The following is a 14024-nucleotide window of genomic DNA, read 5'->3' on the forward strand; positions in this document are numbered from 1 at the left end:
GGCTAACATCGAAGTGCCTCGCGAGGTAGCGTCGAAGACATGAATGACGCTCCAATTGGTGTCTTTGACTCCGGGCTGGGTGGCCTCACGGTTGCCCGCGCCATCATGGATAAACTTCCCGGAGAAGACCTCATCTACCTGGGGGATACTGCCAATACCCCCTATGGTCCAAAGTCCATTGCAGATGTGCGGGCTTTGACTATACGATGTCTCGATGCATTGGTTGAGCAAGGCGTGAAGATGCTTGTCATTGCCTGTAACACCGGTACTGCCGCCGCGTTATCGGATGCACAAGAACGCTATTGGGCACGCCAGGGTATCCCTGTTGTTGAGGTAATCACTCCCGCAGCAACGGCGGCAGCCGCTACCACCCGTAATGGAAAAGTGGGGGTTATTGGAACGCAAGCAACTATTTCTTCAGGCGAATATCGCAGGGTTCTTTCGGTCAATCCTCGATTAGAGATTACCCAGCAGGCATGTCCACGGTTCGTTGATTTTGTTGAGCAGGGGATTACCACTGGTGAAGAACTCACTGATTTAACTCGCCAGTATTTGGCTCCGCTGCAAGAAGAGGAAGTGGATACTGTCGTTTTAGGATGCACCCACTATCCACTGCTCACAGGTGTGATTTCCTACGTCATGGGGCCAGATGTGAGTCTCGTAGCAAGTTCTGAGGCAACTGCTAACGCGGTGTATTCACGTTTGGTGAATCTTGACTTACTTCACGGCCCAGGGGGCGGGCGTTACACTTTCCTCTCTACATCTGAATCTGCGCGTTTTACCCAATTGGCGAAGCGTTTTTTGGGACCCGAAGTGGAATCTGTACATATGCTTGAGGTGAACGCATGAAACTGACGATAGTTGGGGCAACTGGTTCCATGTCCGGACCAGAATCGGCGGCATCGTCGTACCTATTGCAGGAAGAATCAGAAGGTCGAATATGGTCGGTTCTATTTGATATGGGGCCAGGAGCATTCGGTCAACTATGGCGATACATGGACCCAAAAGATTTAGATGCGGTGTTCTTTTCTCATGGCCATGCTGACCACATGGGCGATATTATTTCGTTGTTTGTTCACCATCGTTGGAATCCAGAGGGAAAGCTCCCAGAGCTTCCTATCTATGGCCCTCGTGGTACTCGCGAGAGAACCCTACAAATTGACGGATGGGCTACAGCTGACGAGTTCGCAGGGATTTTTGACTTTCGCAATGTCGAACCTGGAACGGTAGTTGATATTGGGCCGATGCACATCGTCGCGTATCCGGGCAATCACACAGTTGAATCGTACGGGTTTCGCGTAGAGACACCGAGTGGTTCTTTTGCCTATACCGGCGATACCGACGCATGCCAGACAATGATCGACATGGCCAATGGTGTTGATTTGCTTCTTGGCGAATGTGGATTCACCGCGGCTGATGAACCCCGAGGTATCCATTTGGATGGAGCACGGTTGGGACAGCTTGCATCCGATAGTGGTGTGGGAAAGTTAGTTGTTACTCATATTCAGCCGTGGACTGATCCGCAGACGGTTGTCTCAGAGATCCGCTCCCAATGGGAGGGGCCACTTGAGGTCGCCCGCAGCGCAGCAGTCCACGACTGCGCCGTCTAATTATTCGCTTTGCCAAGAATGCCACAGGGAAGCGTAGTCACCACCTGCTTTCACCAGCGCTTCGTGGCTGCCTAGCTCGGCCAACCTGCCATCGATCATGACAGCAACTCGGTCGGCATCATGAGCTGTGTGAAGACGGTGAGCAATAGCGACGACTGTGCGCCCTTCCAATACCCGAGATAAGGACTTTTCTAACGATCTTGCAGCTGAAGGGTCCATCAGAGAAGTTGCCTCGTCTAGCACTAATGTGTGGGGATTGAGCAACACAATGCGGGCTAATGCTAACTGTTGTGCCTGTCCTGGGCTGAGCTCACGGCCGCTGGCACCCACAGCAGTTGCTAGCCCATCAGGAAGTTGGTCGATCCACGAGTGCGCGCCGACAGCGCTCATAGCCGACTGCAACTCATCTGCTGTTGCGTCGGCTTTGGCAAGGCGGAGATTATCGGCAATAGTACCAACAAAAACATGGTGTTCCTGGGAAACCAAAATGACCTGTTTGTGGAGTAGGTCTTCGGGAAGATTGACCAAGTCCACTCCACCAACACGCACATGCCCGGAGGTGGTGGGATGGATCCCTGCCACGAGACGTCCCAAAGTTGATTTACCAGCACCAGAAGGCCCCACAACAGCGAGGGTCTCCCCAGGTACAAGGTCCAGACTGACTCCGTGAAGTACCTCGCGATCCGCGCGATATGCGTACCTGACATCGTGGACGTTGAGGTGATTGTCGCTAGGGATATCGTCTGTAGACTGCCGATCTGGCTGCACCATATCAACCCCAAAAATGCGTCCTAACGCTGCTTGCGAAGATTGGATTTCATCAATCCAGAAAGCCATGTCCCACATGGGGCCACGCACCTGATAACAGTAGAGAGCTACCGTTGTGATCTGACCGACAGTCACAATACCGTATGGCAGTAACCATGAACCCACAAGGATGGTCACGCCAATGGGGAGGAACACCGCGACGATGAGTGTCGACCAGAGAATTATGCGCTGCCAGGCGGTGTATCGTTCCAGACGCCATACCTCACGGACCGCCTCATCCAGTTTGAGGTTGCGGCGATCCATGAGGCGGGCCGCATCAACCGTTTCTGCTTGGTCCATTGTTTCAGCGATGACGCCCGACATGGATGCCCAAGCGCTTGCACCCGCGCGGTAGGCGGGGACAGTGCGCGGCAGGTACCACCGCATCACCACAATGACAGCGGGGATAGGGACCAGAAGAGCAACCGATAGCGGCGGCGACGTGAGAATAGCCGCACCGAAGGTAACAATGATCGTTGTTGTGATCGTCAATACCGAAGAGAGCCCCTGTCTGACGACGAATTGCACTCGTTCGATATCTCGGGTAGTTCTGCCCAATAGGTCACCGGTACCCGCCTCCTCAACTACTGAAAGGGGCAGATGGGTAACGGTTTCCATGAGGTCTTCGCGCAAGTGAGCAAAAATAGTTTCTCCCAGTATGCGAGAGTTACGCTCAGCCCAATACGTGAGGACAGCGCCCACACAGACGATCACCAATGCTATCCCCATCATGACCATCACGGTATGTAATGTTGTACCTCCATCGATGCGATCGATGATGTCGCCGGTGATATAAGGCAACGCTACCGCGGCAACGGCAGCCAAGATTTGCAGGATGAGCACGGAAACTACTTGCAGGCGATAGGCGCCAAAAAGCCTGCCTACGCGGCGCCACAAAAAACGGTTATGAGCTACAGGAAGTTTCACCATGAGCTATTCGCCACCTCGTCCAATAATTGTGCAGTAAGTTTGTGCCGCTTGATCTCCCTGCGCCGCGGATGCAACGAGTGATTCATGTGTCCCATACGCTGCGACATTTCCGTGCCGATCAAGCACAACTACGTGGTCACAGTTACTGAGAAACAGGGGAGAAGTTGATGCCACCACGGTGGTTTCGCCTTTTCTTTGCATTGCAAGGCGCTCAACAATCCTCGCTTCTGTGTGGGAGTCGACGGCCGAGGTGGGTTCTACCAATATCAGTATGGGGGCATGAGAATAGACGGCGCGGGCGAGTGCAACCCGCTGTCTTTGTCCACCAGAAATGTTTCGTCCCTTCTCAGAGATCTCTCCAGCCAGGCCGTTATCGAGAGAGATCTCGACATCGGCGGCATCAGCCACCCATAGAGCTTCTTGCATACGATGTGAGGTGACGGGCTCTGTTGGTTGAAAGAGCGTGTTTTCTTCGTCAGCAAAGTTCTCAATATGCTCGCGATAAATGAGTTCAGTGACTCCTCGGGGCGTGGGCGGAGGTGCATCCGGTCCCATGATGGTGTCTCGCAGACTATCCCGAAATACCTGAGCATTCGCCTCGGACAAGAAAATCCCCTCACGAACCTGAGCAATCGGATAGGTCCGCAGATTCACTTTGTCAGCAAGGACATCACCATTTTCTTCGTCCGTCGTGCGGGCCAAGCGGGCAGCAAGAGCTGCTGCGTGTTCTGGGACTTCGCAGACTATACCGGTAAGTTTTCCCGGTGCAATTACAGCTTTGCTGCGAAGGTCACGTAGTTCAACCTGGCACCAATTAGGGGATGATTGATCTGGGACTACATGCGTGTCACTGGATGCAGGTTCAACCGCGTAAATGCCGGCAAGTTTCTTGACACCAACCCAGGCTCTGGTCCATGTGCTCACCACCCCGGCTGCGGTCCCAATAGGGATACGCAAATACCAGGTGTATCCAAAGAATGACACCAGTTCCCCCACGGTGATCGTCCCGTTGAATGCCAGGTACGATCCGTATCCAATGACCAGTGCGATTAACAGCTGAGGGATGGAAGTGCGCAACACCATCAGCATTGCCTGGGAAGGACTCGCTGCAATTCCTGCTTCTTTAACCCGCTGTGACTGCTTGCGGTAGCGATCGTTGTAGGTGTCCTCACCGCCGATTCCTCGCAGGATTCGCAGCCCTGAGACGGCGTCGCTAGAAATAGTCGTGAGCTTTCCCTGTTCCTCGCGCTGAATAGCCAGCTTCTTTTGGATGGGAGCAGCTAAAAGACTGACGAGTGCGACAGAGAGAGGGACCCCGAGCAAAACCAACCACCCTAGGGGAGCTGAAATACTGAACATGAGAACGATAATGACAACGGTCGAGATTGTTGCCGAGATCGCCTCAGGAAGCCATACGAAAGCCATACCTATGTGGTCGGAGTCGTTAACCATTGCTGTGACGACGTCTCCTGCAGGTTCGTCACGTTTAGCTGCCCGTCCTGCTCGGCTTACTCGCCGCCCAACGGCCCATGCGCCGATGAGTCCTCCACCAAACCAGGTGGCAATTTCGGAGAGCTGTCCAACAGCCTCAGTGGCAGCAATGACTAACACCAGAGCAAGAAACAAACTCAGCTGCTGGATGGCTGCGGTGCTGAAACCCTCATTGAGCAGACTTTCTACCATAGAGCCGATGGTTCCAGGAATGAGTGCCCCCGCAACTCCTGAAAGCGTCATTACTAGCGTTTGTAGTGCAATGGGCCTCCAGCTCCGCTTGAGTAGGCGCTGGAGGAATGTGCGTGGGTTTGCTGATAGCTGTGGGGGCTCGCCGCTGGGCGCGCGAAGTGAAGGTGCCCAGCGCCTGGGGGTCTTTCCTAGCGGCGGGAGGGCAACGTGTAGCTGACGGGCTCTTTCGCGCAGGAACTGCACATAGCGGCGAGAAGGTGCCGGTGGAGTCATGATGATCTTTCGAGACTAAAACGAAAATCGGGAGTGTGACAACTATCGAGAGCTGCTTGGAATGCGCTAAGTAACGGCGCGCCTGTATGCGCGTTGCCGTATGCGGGAGCAGAAAGAGTTTCTCAATGTCTCATTTGGCACACATTACCGCCGGCGTTGGCAGCAACAGAAATTAGCCTGTTATGAGAGATACCTGCTGACTGTGGGCAGGGCAAGAGTCACTCCTGCCCACAGCAATTGGCAGGTGTATTAGTCGCCCAATGTCAACTCTGTGACGATGGGAAGGAGCTTTCGCAAAGCAATACCGCGATGCGAGAGTGCATTCTTCTCCTCGGCGGTCATTTCGGCAGTAGTCTGCTCATGTCCGGTGGGGATAAAAATTGGGTCGTAGCCAAAACCGCCTGAGCCACGTGCTTCGCGGGTGAGCATTCCCTCTACGCGTCCTTCAACGACCGTTTCACCTCCATCGGGGAGAACCAAGGCAATTGCTGACACAAATGCCGCCTGGCGGTGCCGATCAGGAACGTCAGAAAGCTGTGCCAGCAGGAGGTTACGGTTGGCGGCATCATCACCGTGATGTCCGCTCCAGCGAGCGGAAAAGACACCGGGCGCGCCGCCTAGTACATCAACCGTGATACCAGAATCGTCGGCCAGAGCCGCAAGACCGGTGATCTCACATGCACTGCGGGCTTTGATGAGGGCATTCTCTGCGAATGTGATTCCATCTTCAACCGGCTCGGGGGCATCAAAATCGGAGAGAGGGACAATACTGTCAGCTACCGGTGAGAGAATCGCGCGCACCTCGGAGAGTTTATGTGCATTTCCGGTGGCTACGACAATCTTCATATGCGCTGCCCCAGCTGTGCCTGGAGGGAGGCTTGTTGCAGTGCGGTGAGGCGGTCGATACCAGATTCTGCCAATCCCAAAAGCTGGTCCAGCTCATCGCGAGAGAAAGGGCGTCCCTCGGCGGTTCCTTGGACCTCTACCAAGCCTCCGGAGCCAGTGCGCACCACATTCATATCTGTTCCGGCGCGAACGTCCTCCTCGTAAGGAAGATCGAGCATGGGGCGGCCGTCGATGATTCCCACGGAGATTGCTGCAACAGAATCAGTCAAGGCTGGTTCGCCTTTACGATTACGAATAAAGCCTTTCTCTATTCCGTATTCCACGGCATCGTGCAAGGCAATCCACGCACCGGTGATAGCGGCTGTACGGGTGCCTCCATCTGCTTGGAGGACATCGCAATCCAAAACGATTGTGTTTTCTCCCAGGGCACGCACGTCGACCACCGCACGCAAAGAACGTCCGATTAGGCGAGAAATCTCGTGGGTGCGGCCACCTTGTTTGCCTTTGACTGATTCACGTGTGCTGCGTTCAGCGGTGGCGCGCGGCAGCATTGAGTATTCTGCTGTTACCCAGCCTTCACCGCTTCCTTTGCGCCACCGTGGCACACCCTCGGTGAGGGATGCCACGCATAGCACGCGGGTTTGTCCAAACTCAATGAGCACTGACCCCTCGCCGGCTTGTCCCCATCCGCGGGTAATGTGAATGTCGCGTAACTCATCTAGGGCGCGTCCGTCGGCCCGTGTCTGTTGTGTCATGACTCCACCGTATCGGTCTAGGCTAAAAACATGCATATTGAGCCTGCTCTTGATCGTGGTGCTATCGACTCCCTTGCTGAGTGGAGAGAAGATTTTCGTATCCCAACCGATGCGGTAACCCACCTGGTTGATAGCCAGGGACGCATTGCTGTGCGAGGTAATCGGCTAGTTGCCGAGGCAGGGGGTGGTCCGTGGCTATTGGGGCGCAGCGCAGACGGGATTGTTCACTGTGCCCGTATGAGCGAAGGGAGAGATGATTTTCACACTCTGCGAAGTGTTGGTGCCCTCCTTGATTCGGACGAGGCGATGCTGGCAACCCAGGCGGTGGCGTTGGGCCGGTGGCATGCAATGGATAAGTTTTGCGCTGGGTGCGGTAACCCTGTTAAGACTATCCAGGCGGGGTGGGCCACCCGCTGCACCGAATGCGAAAGAATCGAATACCCCCGCACGGATCCAGCTGTGATTGTCCTTGTCCTTGATGACAATGATCGCGTTCTTCTTGCTCACAATACGCTCTGGAACAACGCTATGATGTCGCTACCTGCTGGGTTTGTTGAGGCGGGGGAATCGCCTCGAAGAACTGTCATACGAGAGCTCAAAGAAGAGGTAAACGTCGATGTTTCTGACGTGGAATATCTGGCAGCGCAGCCGTGGCCAGCACCGCGCTCATTGATGCTGGGTTTCAAAGCCCACACCCATACTGCTGACCCCACACCTGATGGGGTGGAAATAGACCATGCGAGGTTCTTCAGCCGCAGTGAATATCGTCAAGCACTCAAATCAGGAGAAGTATTGGCGCCAGGGAAAGCTGCTATCGCATATTCGATTCTTACTGCCTGGTACGGTGAGGAACTTCCAAGCTGAGCCACTGGTACTTGTCGGTGCCTCCATGGACAATAGATGGGTGAAGAATCCCGAAGAGCTTTTGCTGGCACTTGACCCGGAACAGCAACAGGTTGCGCTGCAAACCCGCGGTCCTCTGTGTGTGAGGGCAGGGGCCGGTACAGGTAAGACTCGCGCTATTACCTATAGGATCGCCTACGGCGCTGCCTCAGGTGAAGTGGATCCGAATGGAATCTTGGCGGTGACTTTTACAACGCGTGCGGCTGCTGAAATGCGATCGCGACTGCGTGAACTGGGTGTTCCTGTCGTTCAGGCCCGCACATTCCACTCAGCGGCTTTGCGTCAACTACGGTATTTTTGGGGGCACGCGTTTGGGGGGCAATGCCCAGAAGTGAAGTCTTCTAAGGCTTCGACTATTGCTGCGGCCGCTGCGCGCATAGGTATCAAAGTAGATAAAACGATGGTTCGTGATCTTGCCGCTGAGGTTGAATGGGCAAAAGTCTCCATGCTGACTGCCCAATCGTATCCGCAGCGATGTCTGCAGATTGGCCGCACTCCTCCCGGGGTGTCTGTAGAGGAATTTCTCAAACTCTATGATGCCTACGAACAGGCAAAAATTGAGCAGAACGTCATTGACTTTGAGGACGTTCTGGCCCTCACCTGTGGTCTACTTACAGAACACGAAGAGATAGCCCAAACTATTCGCAGGCAGTATCGAAGTTTTGTCGTCGATGAATATCAGGATGTTTCTGCTTTGCAGCATCGACTCCTCACCTTGTGGCGGGGAGGCAGGAATGACATTTGTGTCGTAGGTGATGTGGCCCAGACTATTTACTCATTTGCCGGTGCCGATCCACGGTTTTTGATTGACTTCCACAAAGAATTCCCCGCTGCCCACACTGTCGAACTCAACAGAGATTACCGTTCCACACCGCAGGTCGTCTCGATAGCTAACCAAGTGATGGCAAGAGCACGCGGGATCGATGGGGTGGGGCCTGAAAAAGGACTTCCGGGGGCAGTACAGCTTATATCCCAAGAAGAATCTGGTCCGGCTGTGTCTTTTGCTACCTATCCCACCGATGAGGTGGAAGCCGGGGAGGTTGCTGCCCGCGTCAAAGAGCTCAACGACGCAGGCGTACAACTATCGCAGATTGCGATTCTCTATCGCACTAACGCCCAGTCAGAAGCCTATGAGCAGGCGTTGAGTGCCCTCGGATTTGGGGTGCAGGTTCATGGTGGGGCGCGTTTCTTTGATCGTGAAGAAGTTCGTAGGGCAGTCGTTATGCTACGACAGGCAGAAAGAATCGCGGCACTTGCAGATACCGAGCCTGAGGGGTCTTTGGAAGAACAAGTTACTCAGGTGGTATCAGGACTGGGGTGGTCCCCCACGGCACCTAACGTGTCTGGGCTCGTGCGCGAACGCTGGGAAAACCTTGATGCACTTGTCGCTCTGGCGCGTAGCAGACCCGATTTTACTCTCTCTAATTTTGTGGCTGAACTGCAAGAGCGTGCCGAATCTCAGGCGGCTCCACAAGTCAATGGTGTTGTCTTATCGACCCTCCACGCGGCTAAAGGCTTAGAATGGGAAGCTGTTTTTCTTGTGGGAATGAGCGAAGGACTCATGCCTATTTCTTTAGCAGAATCACCACAATCTATCGAGGAAGAACGGCGTCTTCTTTATGTTGGCATAACGCGGGCAAAACGTCACTTACAGCTGTCATGGTCGCGTTCTCGTGGGGCGGGCAGGTCTTCTAGCCGCAAAGTGTCGCGTTTCCTTGAGAGTATGTGGCCTTCAGATACTCCCCACCGCGAACACGCGAAGAAGATCGCGTCGACTCCTCGCAAGCGTCGCCTCGACGCAATCCAGGAATTTGAGGAAGAAGCAGACGAACAGGCAAAAGCCCTCTTTGAAGAACTGCGTCAATGGCGGTTGAGCGTGGCAAAAGAAAAATCTCTACCACCCTTTGCTGTGCTCACGGATGTGTCATTGCGACAGATTGCTCTTGCCAGGCCACGAACACTTCGCCAGCTTCTTCTGATTCGAGGAATAGGTGACACCAAACTAGCTGATTATGGACCGGCTATTTTGGAACTGGTACGGGACACCACCCACCAATAGTATTCACAGGTATATCCACAGCATGGTTGTGGCGGTGAGGCCACGAAATGCTTTGCGTGCATACTACTTCCAGGGGGAAATGGAAGGTTATGAGATGACATCTGTACGCCTACGGGCAGGAGTACCGTTAGCTCGCTTAGAAGAAGGCATAGTACAAGTGGGCTCGGGAGCAACTCACTCTGTATTGATCACGAATGCTACGGATAAAGATATTGAGTGTCTGGAGCTTTTGCGGCATGGAATACATGCCCACGAAGTCGATTCGTCATTACTGGAGGCTCTCAAAGATGCAGGGCTCTTAGAAGAATCTGCAAAGATATGGCAGCAATACCTGTGCGTTCGCATAGTGGGACTAGGCCGGATTGGTACACTCATTGCGCGAACACTAGCTGATGACGGGGTTCCCTACATTGATGTGCGGGACGGTCGTCCGGTTGACGCGGCGGTGGAAGGTATTTACGGAGAAGAAGAAAAGGGTATGCGGCGAGATGTTGCCCTGAGACAGTGGCTCACCGACAGGGGAGTGCACTGGTCGCGGGGAAGGATGCCCCACGTGGCAATCACTGTTGACGAAGGGGTGCAAGATTGGGGTACTGCATCGAATCTTTTGTACCAGGACATTCCCCATTTGCCCATCGTTACTGAGGACAGAGAAGTCTCTATTGGCCCGCTTAGCATTCCCGGGGCAACGCCATGCTTTCAATGTGTCGAACGCAGCAGGTTAGAAGCAGTGCCAGGGTGGAAATACTTGCGTGAAGCTATCGCCCAAGAGCCTCCCGCCGAGCCCACCTGGGGACTTGCTCATACCAGTGCAGGTATCGCAGCGAATATCATCTTTACACTGCTTACCTGTGGTTCCAAACCTGAACAGTGGCCAGCTACTCAATCGTGGTTGGTAGGAACCGCGGGTATGCACTTGCTGGAATGGACAGTCCATCCTGAATGTGGATGCTCAACCAGTGCAGTATAGCGATTTCTCAATCCGTTACTGTGGTGGCTCTAATCCATCGGCCCACCCCAGAGTACCGTCCAGGAGTTTTCTAAGTTCGTCATCCATGTCGTCGCTATCATCTGACTGTGATGAGTGGAGGAAAGCCTCGACATCGGAGAGTTGCTCGGCAGTGGGAAGATGGTCGGGATGTGCCCAGAGCTCATCTCTTTGCTTTTCAGCTAGTGTGAAGAGTTTGGCTGCGTCTCTTGCTGCCCTTGGCCGCAAGTGAAGTCCGACTAGTTGGGCCAAGAGTTGTTCACCTGGAGAACCAACAATGCGGCGCCTGCGCATCATTTCACGCAGCTGATCGGCGTGAGGCAAATAGGGTGCACACGCCAGGTGGGTTACAACTTCCACCCACCCTTCAACCAGGGCCAGCATTGTTTCCAGACGAGCTAGGGCCCTCTGTTGGTCTTCTGTCGGTTCAGCGGCGAAGACGTCGGTAGCGACTACCTCTTGGAAAGAGGACGGATCCGAAGGGTCGATATTGCGGGCAGTCTCTTCTATGGCCGAAATATCCAGGGCAATTTCAGAAGAATACTTCTGGAGTGCCTGCAAAAGGTCCGTTCTTAGCCAGGGGACCGATGCAAAGAGACGTCCGTGAGCGCATTCACGAACAGCAACATACTGGAGGACCTCGTCAGAAGGAACATCTAAGCCTTCCCCAAAAGCGTCAACATTGGCTAGAACCAATGCCGAAGTTTCTCCTTCTAGCATGGGGATACCAGAGTCCGATGACCCCAGTGCCGTTTGCGACATTGCTCCAAGGGCCTGCCCCACTTGGCTGCCGAACACCATCGCCGACATACGGGGCATTGCTTGTTGAATCGATGCAGCCATACCGGCCATCTCTGGGGGCATGCCGTAGTCGGAAGAATCGAACTCAGAGGAAATAGCCTCCGTGAGTGCTCGAGACCCATTCGATGCCACGGGTTCGATGACCTGTTTCCAACCAGGCAAGGTGCCATCCACCCACTGTACGCGAGTCCATGCCTCGCGCGTTGCGCCAGGATTCACAAAATCAGTGATCGGATCGAGCCACAAATCAGCAACGGTAAGAGCCTGTTTGACCCGGGCAGCCTGGGCAGCGCTGAGTGTTGGATCACCAGATTGGAAAGCCTGCTGATGAGAGATTTCTGTAGCAATCTGCCAGTTAACTGGTCCTGAATCGGTAGAAAAGAGGTGCTTGAGACTCATCATTGCCCCAGGCCCAAAGGCGCCAACCATTTGTGATGGGTCAAACCCCTGTGCTTCGATCTGACGGGCAGCTTCAGCTGCCCCTTCAGGTCCTAGAATGGCGCGAAGTAGTTGTTCGAGAGGATTTTCAGCTTCAGGCTCCATAAGTCGAGCATACCGGCAATGGCCGTCAGATCACGCTAATCTGCCTACCGCGAAACTTTCAACCCAAACAGTTGCCACCTCAGTGGCACAATGGTGCCTGTGAAAGATCAGGACTTGCAGATTCCACCCGATGAAACGCAGACGAATGTACCGTCAAAACGACATGCTGTCAGAGAATGGACACTGCTTTTCACCGCGTTGGTTATGGGGGTTGCGCTCGCTCTCTTTGTTTTCATTGTGCCGCTTCCCTATGTGATCTACAGTCCTGGCCCCACAGTTAATGTCCTGGGAGAGCAGGGCGGCCAACCAATTCTTGAAGTTGAAGGTGGAAGCGTCGACCCCGCTGACGGTGAACTACGCCTCGTAACAATTGGGGAACGAGGTGGTCCCGGCAAAGGATCTGTGACGCTTGCCGATATTATCGCCGCATGGATCAAACCTGGGTACGACGTTAAGACATACGAGTCCGTGTACGGAAAACAAGATCTCACCGCTGAGCAGGTTGAAGAAGCCTCTCAAGCTCAGATGCAGTCTTCACAGTCGACGGCACCTATCGCTGCCCTCGACTATTTGGGGTACGACCTCCAAGCAACGATCACCGTTGCGGCTGCCGTGGAAGGTTCTCCAGCGGTGGACGTCTTCCAACCGGGGGACGAACTGGTATCCATCCGCACGCCCGACGGACAAGTACACCCTATGAACCGCCCATCCGCACCATTTTCTCTCATGGAAACAATTCCACCAGGAACTGAGCTAGACGTGACTGTGATCAGAGATGGCGTGCAGGAAGTCATTCCCGTCGCCTCGTACGCTGATCCAACGAATCCTGCAGGTGACGGGTCGAAACTTGGGTTACTCCTTACAGTCGATGCGCCGCTACCTCTTGATGTACAGTTTCACCTCGAAAAAATCGGCGGTCCTTCGGCGGGGACAGTCTTTGCCTTGGGGGTTGTCGACCTGCTTTCCGATGGACCACTGACTGCCGGAAAATCTATTGCGGCCACGGGAACTGTTGACTACGCAGGTCACGTAGGGCCGATCGGAGGAATCGTCCAAAAGATGTATGGGGCTTCTCGGGACGGTGCTGAGTGGTTCCTGGCCCCTGCTGATAACTGTGCAGAAGTGCAAGGAAATATTCCTCGGGGCCTAGAGGTCGTTTCGGTGAGAACGCTTGCGGATGCCGTGGCTGCAGTCGAAGCTATTGCGGATAACGAAGCCTCAGGACTTCCGCGATGTTCGGACATTTCTGCTCAGTCATGATCAGGGGTAAGACTTGCTGTCAATAGTTCTGCTAACTGCGGAACTAAGTTGTCTCCTGAAGCTACCGTCTCATCAGCATCGAAGTCACGTGCCCGAATCATCGACCATGTTTCACCACTGCGTAAAGCACTGACGACCAGACGCACTTCAGCACGTTGTGGGTGATTGGAAATGAACTCTATTGCTGCGTCTTCGTCGTCAGGGGCCTGCTGTTCAACCTCGGGAGGAACAATCACGCGTTCTACGCAGACTACAGCTCCCAAAACATCTTCTGGCCAGGCAAGACGTGGGAGCATTTCTTCGATATTGTCTTCAGGCATTTGTTCTTGCAATATCGCGCTCAGGTGGTTGTCACCGCCATCCCATTCGGCTCGCACCTGCTGGGCTATGTCAGGTGGAAGATCAGGTTGTCCTAAAAGCGTCGACGTTTTGACCAGTGCATATAAGGCAGGAGGACGATCCCATCCCAACTTAGCGGTTCCATGTTCGATTTCAGCAGTAACTTTTTGCAGGGCATCTTTCATATATTTATAGTCGCACGCCTATGAGAGACGAGGCAACGTCTG

12 protein-coding genes are annotated in these 14024 nt (G+C 54.1%); 6 read left to right on the forward strand and 6 right to left on the reverse strand.

The genetic code is table 11. The features are described 5' to 3' along the window. Nucleotides 1–39: 39 nt before the first annotated feature. Both murI and FYJ24_RS10995 read left to right on the forward strand, forming a co-directional pair. Entirely contained in the window at nucleotides 40–849 is an 810-nt protein-coding gene (murI, locus tag FYJ24_RS10990) for a glutamate racemase (RefSeq protein ID WP_154546356.1), read from the forward strand. Continuing rightward, nucleotides 846–1610 (forward strand): MBL fold metallo-hydrolase, encoded by a 765-nt coding sequence (locus tag FYJ24_RS10995; protein WP_154546358.1) that lies wholly within the window; start codon nucleotides 846–848, stop codon nucleotides 1608–1610. Before murI ends, FYJ24_RS10995 begins: the two co-directional genes overlap by 4 nt. On the opposite strand, the gene FYJ24_RS11000 is transcribed toward FYJ24_RS10995, so the two are convergent. The 4 genes from FYJ24_RS11000 to rph all read right to left on the reverse strand — a co-directional run bounded on the left by FYJ24_RS11000 (nucleotide 1611) and on the right by rph (nucleotide 6904). Continuing rightward, on the reverse strand, nucleotides 1611–3347 hold the full coding sequence (locus tag FYJ24_RS11000) for an ABC transporter ATP-binding protein (RefSeq protein WP_154546360.1): 1737 nt from the start codon (nucleotides 3345–3347) through the stop codon (nucleotides 1611–1613). A 3-nt stretch (nucleotides 3348–3350) separates the two neighbouring features. Next, nucleotides 3351–5303, reverse strand: a complete 1953-nt coding sequence (locus FYJ24_RS11005) for an ABC transporter ATP-binding protein (protein ID WP_154546362.1) — start codon at nucleotides 5301–5303, stop codon at nucleotides 3351–3353. A gap of 249 nt (nucleotides 5304–5552) precedes the next feature. Then, nucleotides 5553–6149 (reverse strand): RdgB/HAM1 family non-canonical purine NTP pyrophosphatase, encoded by a 597-nt coding sequence (gene rdgB / locus FYJ24_RS11010; protein WP_154546364.1) that lies wholly within the window; start codon nucleotides 6147–6149, stop codon nucleotides 5553–5555. Continuing rightward, a complete protein-coding gene (gene rph / locus FYJ24_RS11015; RefSeq protein ID WP_154546366.1) occupies nucleotides 6146–6904 on the reverse strand; it encodes a ribonuclease PH in 759 nt (252 codons plus the stop codon). Before rph ends, rdgB begins: the two co-directional genes overlap by 4 nt. A 30-nt stretch (nucleotides 6905–6934) precedes the next feature. Here rph and nudC point away from each other — a divergent pair, with 30 nt between their 5' ends. The 3 genes from nudC (at nucleotide 6935) to FYJ24_RS11030 (ending at nucleotide 10836) form a co-directional block, all read left to right on the forward strand. After that, nucleotides 6935–7768 (forward strand): NAD(+) diphosphatase, encoded by an 834-nt coding sequence (nudC, locus tag FYJ24_RS11020; RefSeq protein ID WP_154546368.1) that lies wholly within the window; start codon nucleotides 6935–6937, stop codon nucleotides 7766–7768. A gap of 25 nt (nucleotides 7769–7793) precedes the next feature. Continuing rightward, nucleotides 7794–9866: an ATP-dependent DNA helicase UvrD2 gene (locus tag FYJ24_RS11025; RefSeq protein WP_154546410.1), complete on the forward strand. Its 2073-nt coding sequence runs from the start codon at nucleotides 7794–7796 to the stop codon at nucleotides 9864–9866. A 94-nt stretch (nucleotides 9867–9960) separates the two neighbouring features. Next, nucleotides 9961–10836, forward strand: coding sequence for a hypothetical protein (locus FYJ24_RS11030; RefSeq protein ID WP_154546370.1), 876 nt, complete (start codon nucleotides 9961–9963; stop codon nucleotides 10834–10836). 15 nt (nucleotides 10837–10851) lie between these two features. Here the strand turns inward: FYJ24_RS11030 and FYJ24_RS11035 are convergent, their stop codons facing one another. Then, complete coding sequence (locus FYJ24_RS11035) at nucleotides 10852–12198, reverse strand: zinc-dependent metalloprotease (protein WP_154546372.1); 1347 nt, start codon at nucleotides 12196–12198, stop codon at nucleotides 10852–10854. 99 nt (nucleotides 12199–12297) lie between these two features. On the opposite strand from FYJ24_RS11035, the gene FYJ24_RS11040 reads away from it, so the two are divergent. After that, nucleotides 12298–13458 (forward strand): YlbL family protein, encoded by a 1161-nt coding sequence (locus FYJ24_RS11040; protein ID WP_318656673.1) that lies wholly within the window; start codon nucleotides 12298–12300, stop codon nucleotides 13456–13458. Here FYJ24_RS11040 and FYJ24_RS11045 read toward each other — a convergent pair. Continuing rightward, entirely contained in the window at nucleotides 13449–13982 is a 534-nt protein-coding gene (locus FYJ24_RS11045; RefSeq protein ID WP_154546376.1) for a PPA1309 family protein, read from the reverse strand. The two genes, FYJ24_RS11040 and FYJ24_RS11045, sit on opposite strands and share 10 nt — an antisense overlap. Nucleotides 13983–14024: the final 42 nt, after the last annotated feature.

It is taken from the genome of Scrofimicrobium canadense (genome assembly GCF_009696615.1).
Taxonomy (GTDB): domain Bacteria; phylum Actinomycetota; class Actinomycetes; order Actinomycetales; family Actinomycetaceae; genus Scrofimicrobium; species Scrofimicrobium canadense.

What these genes read in the sequence shown, in the direction of transcription:
- FYJ24_RS11000 (WP_154546360.1), bottom strand. Translation starts at nt 3,347, where the DNA reads ATGGTGAAACTTCCTGTAGCTCATAACCGTTTTTTGTGGCGCCGCGTA.
- rph (WP_154546366.1), bottom strand. Translation starts at nt 6,904, where the DNA reads ATGACACAACAGACACGGGCCGACGGACGCGCCCTAGATGAGTTACGC.
- FYJ24_RS10995 (WP_154546358.1), top strand. Translation starts at nt 846, where the DNA reads ATGAAACTGACGATAGTTGGGGCAACTGGTTCCATGTCCGGACCAGAA.
- FYJ24_RS11045 (WP_154546376.1), bottom strand. Translation starts at nt 13,982, where the DNA reads ATGAAAGATGCCCTGCAAAAAGTTACTGCTGAAATCGAACATGGAACC.
- FYJ24_RS11030 (WP_154546370.1), top strand. Translation starts at nt 9,961, where the DNA reads ATGACATCTGTACGCCTACGGGCAGGAGTACCGTTAGCTCGCTTAGAA.
- FYJ24_RS11035 (WP_154546372.1), bottom strand. Translation starts at nt 12,198, where the DNA reads ATGGAGCCTGAAGCTGAAAATCCTCTCGAACAACTACTTCGCGCCATT.
- rdgB (WP_154546364.1), bottom strand. Translation starts at nt 6,149, where the DNA reads ATGAAGATTGTCGTAGCCACCGGAAATGCACATAAACTCTCCGAGGTG.
- nudC (WP_154546368.1), top strand. Translation starts at nt 6,935, where the DNA reads ATGCATATTGAGCCTGCTCTTGATCGTGGTGCTATCGACTCCCTTGCT.
- murI (WP_154546356.1), top strand. Translation starts at nt 40, where the DNA reads ATGAATGACGCTCCAATTGGTGTCTTTGACTCCGGGCTGGGTGGCCTC.
- FYJ24_RS11025 (WP_154546410.1), top strand. Translation starts at nt 7,794, where the DNA reads ATGGACAATAGATGGGTGAAGAATCCCGAAGAGCTTTTGCTGGCACTT.
- FYJ24_RS11005 (WP_154546362.1), bottom strand. Translation starts at nt 5,303, where the DNA reads ATGACTCCACCGGCACCTTCTCGCCGCTATGTGCAGTTCCTGCGCGAA.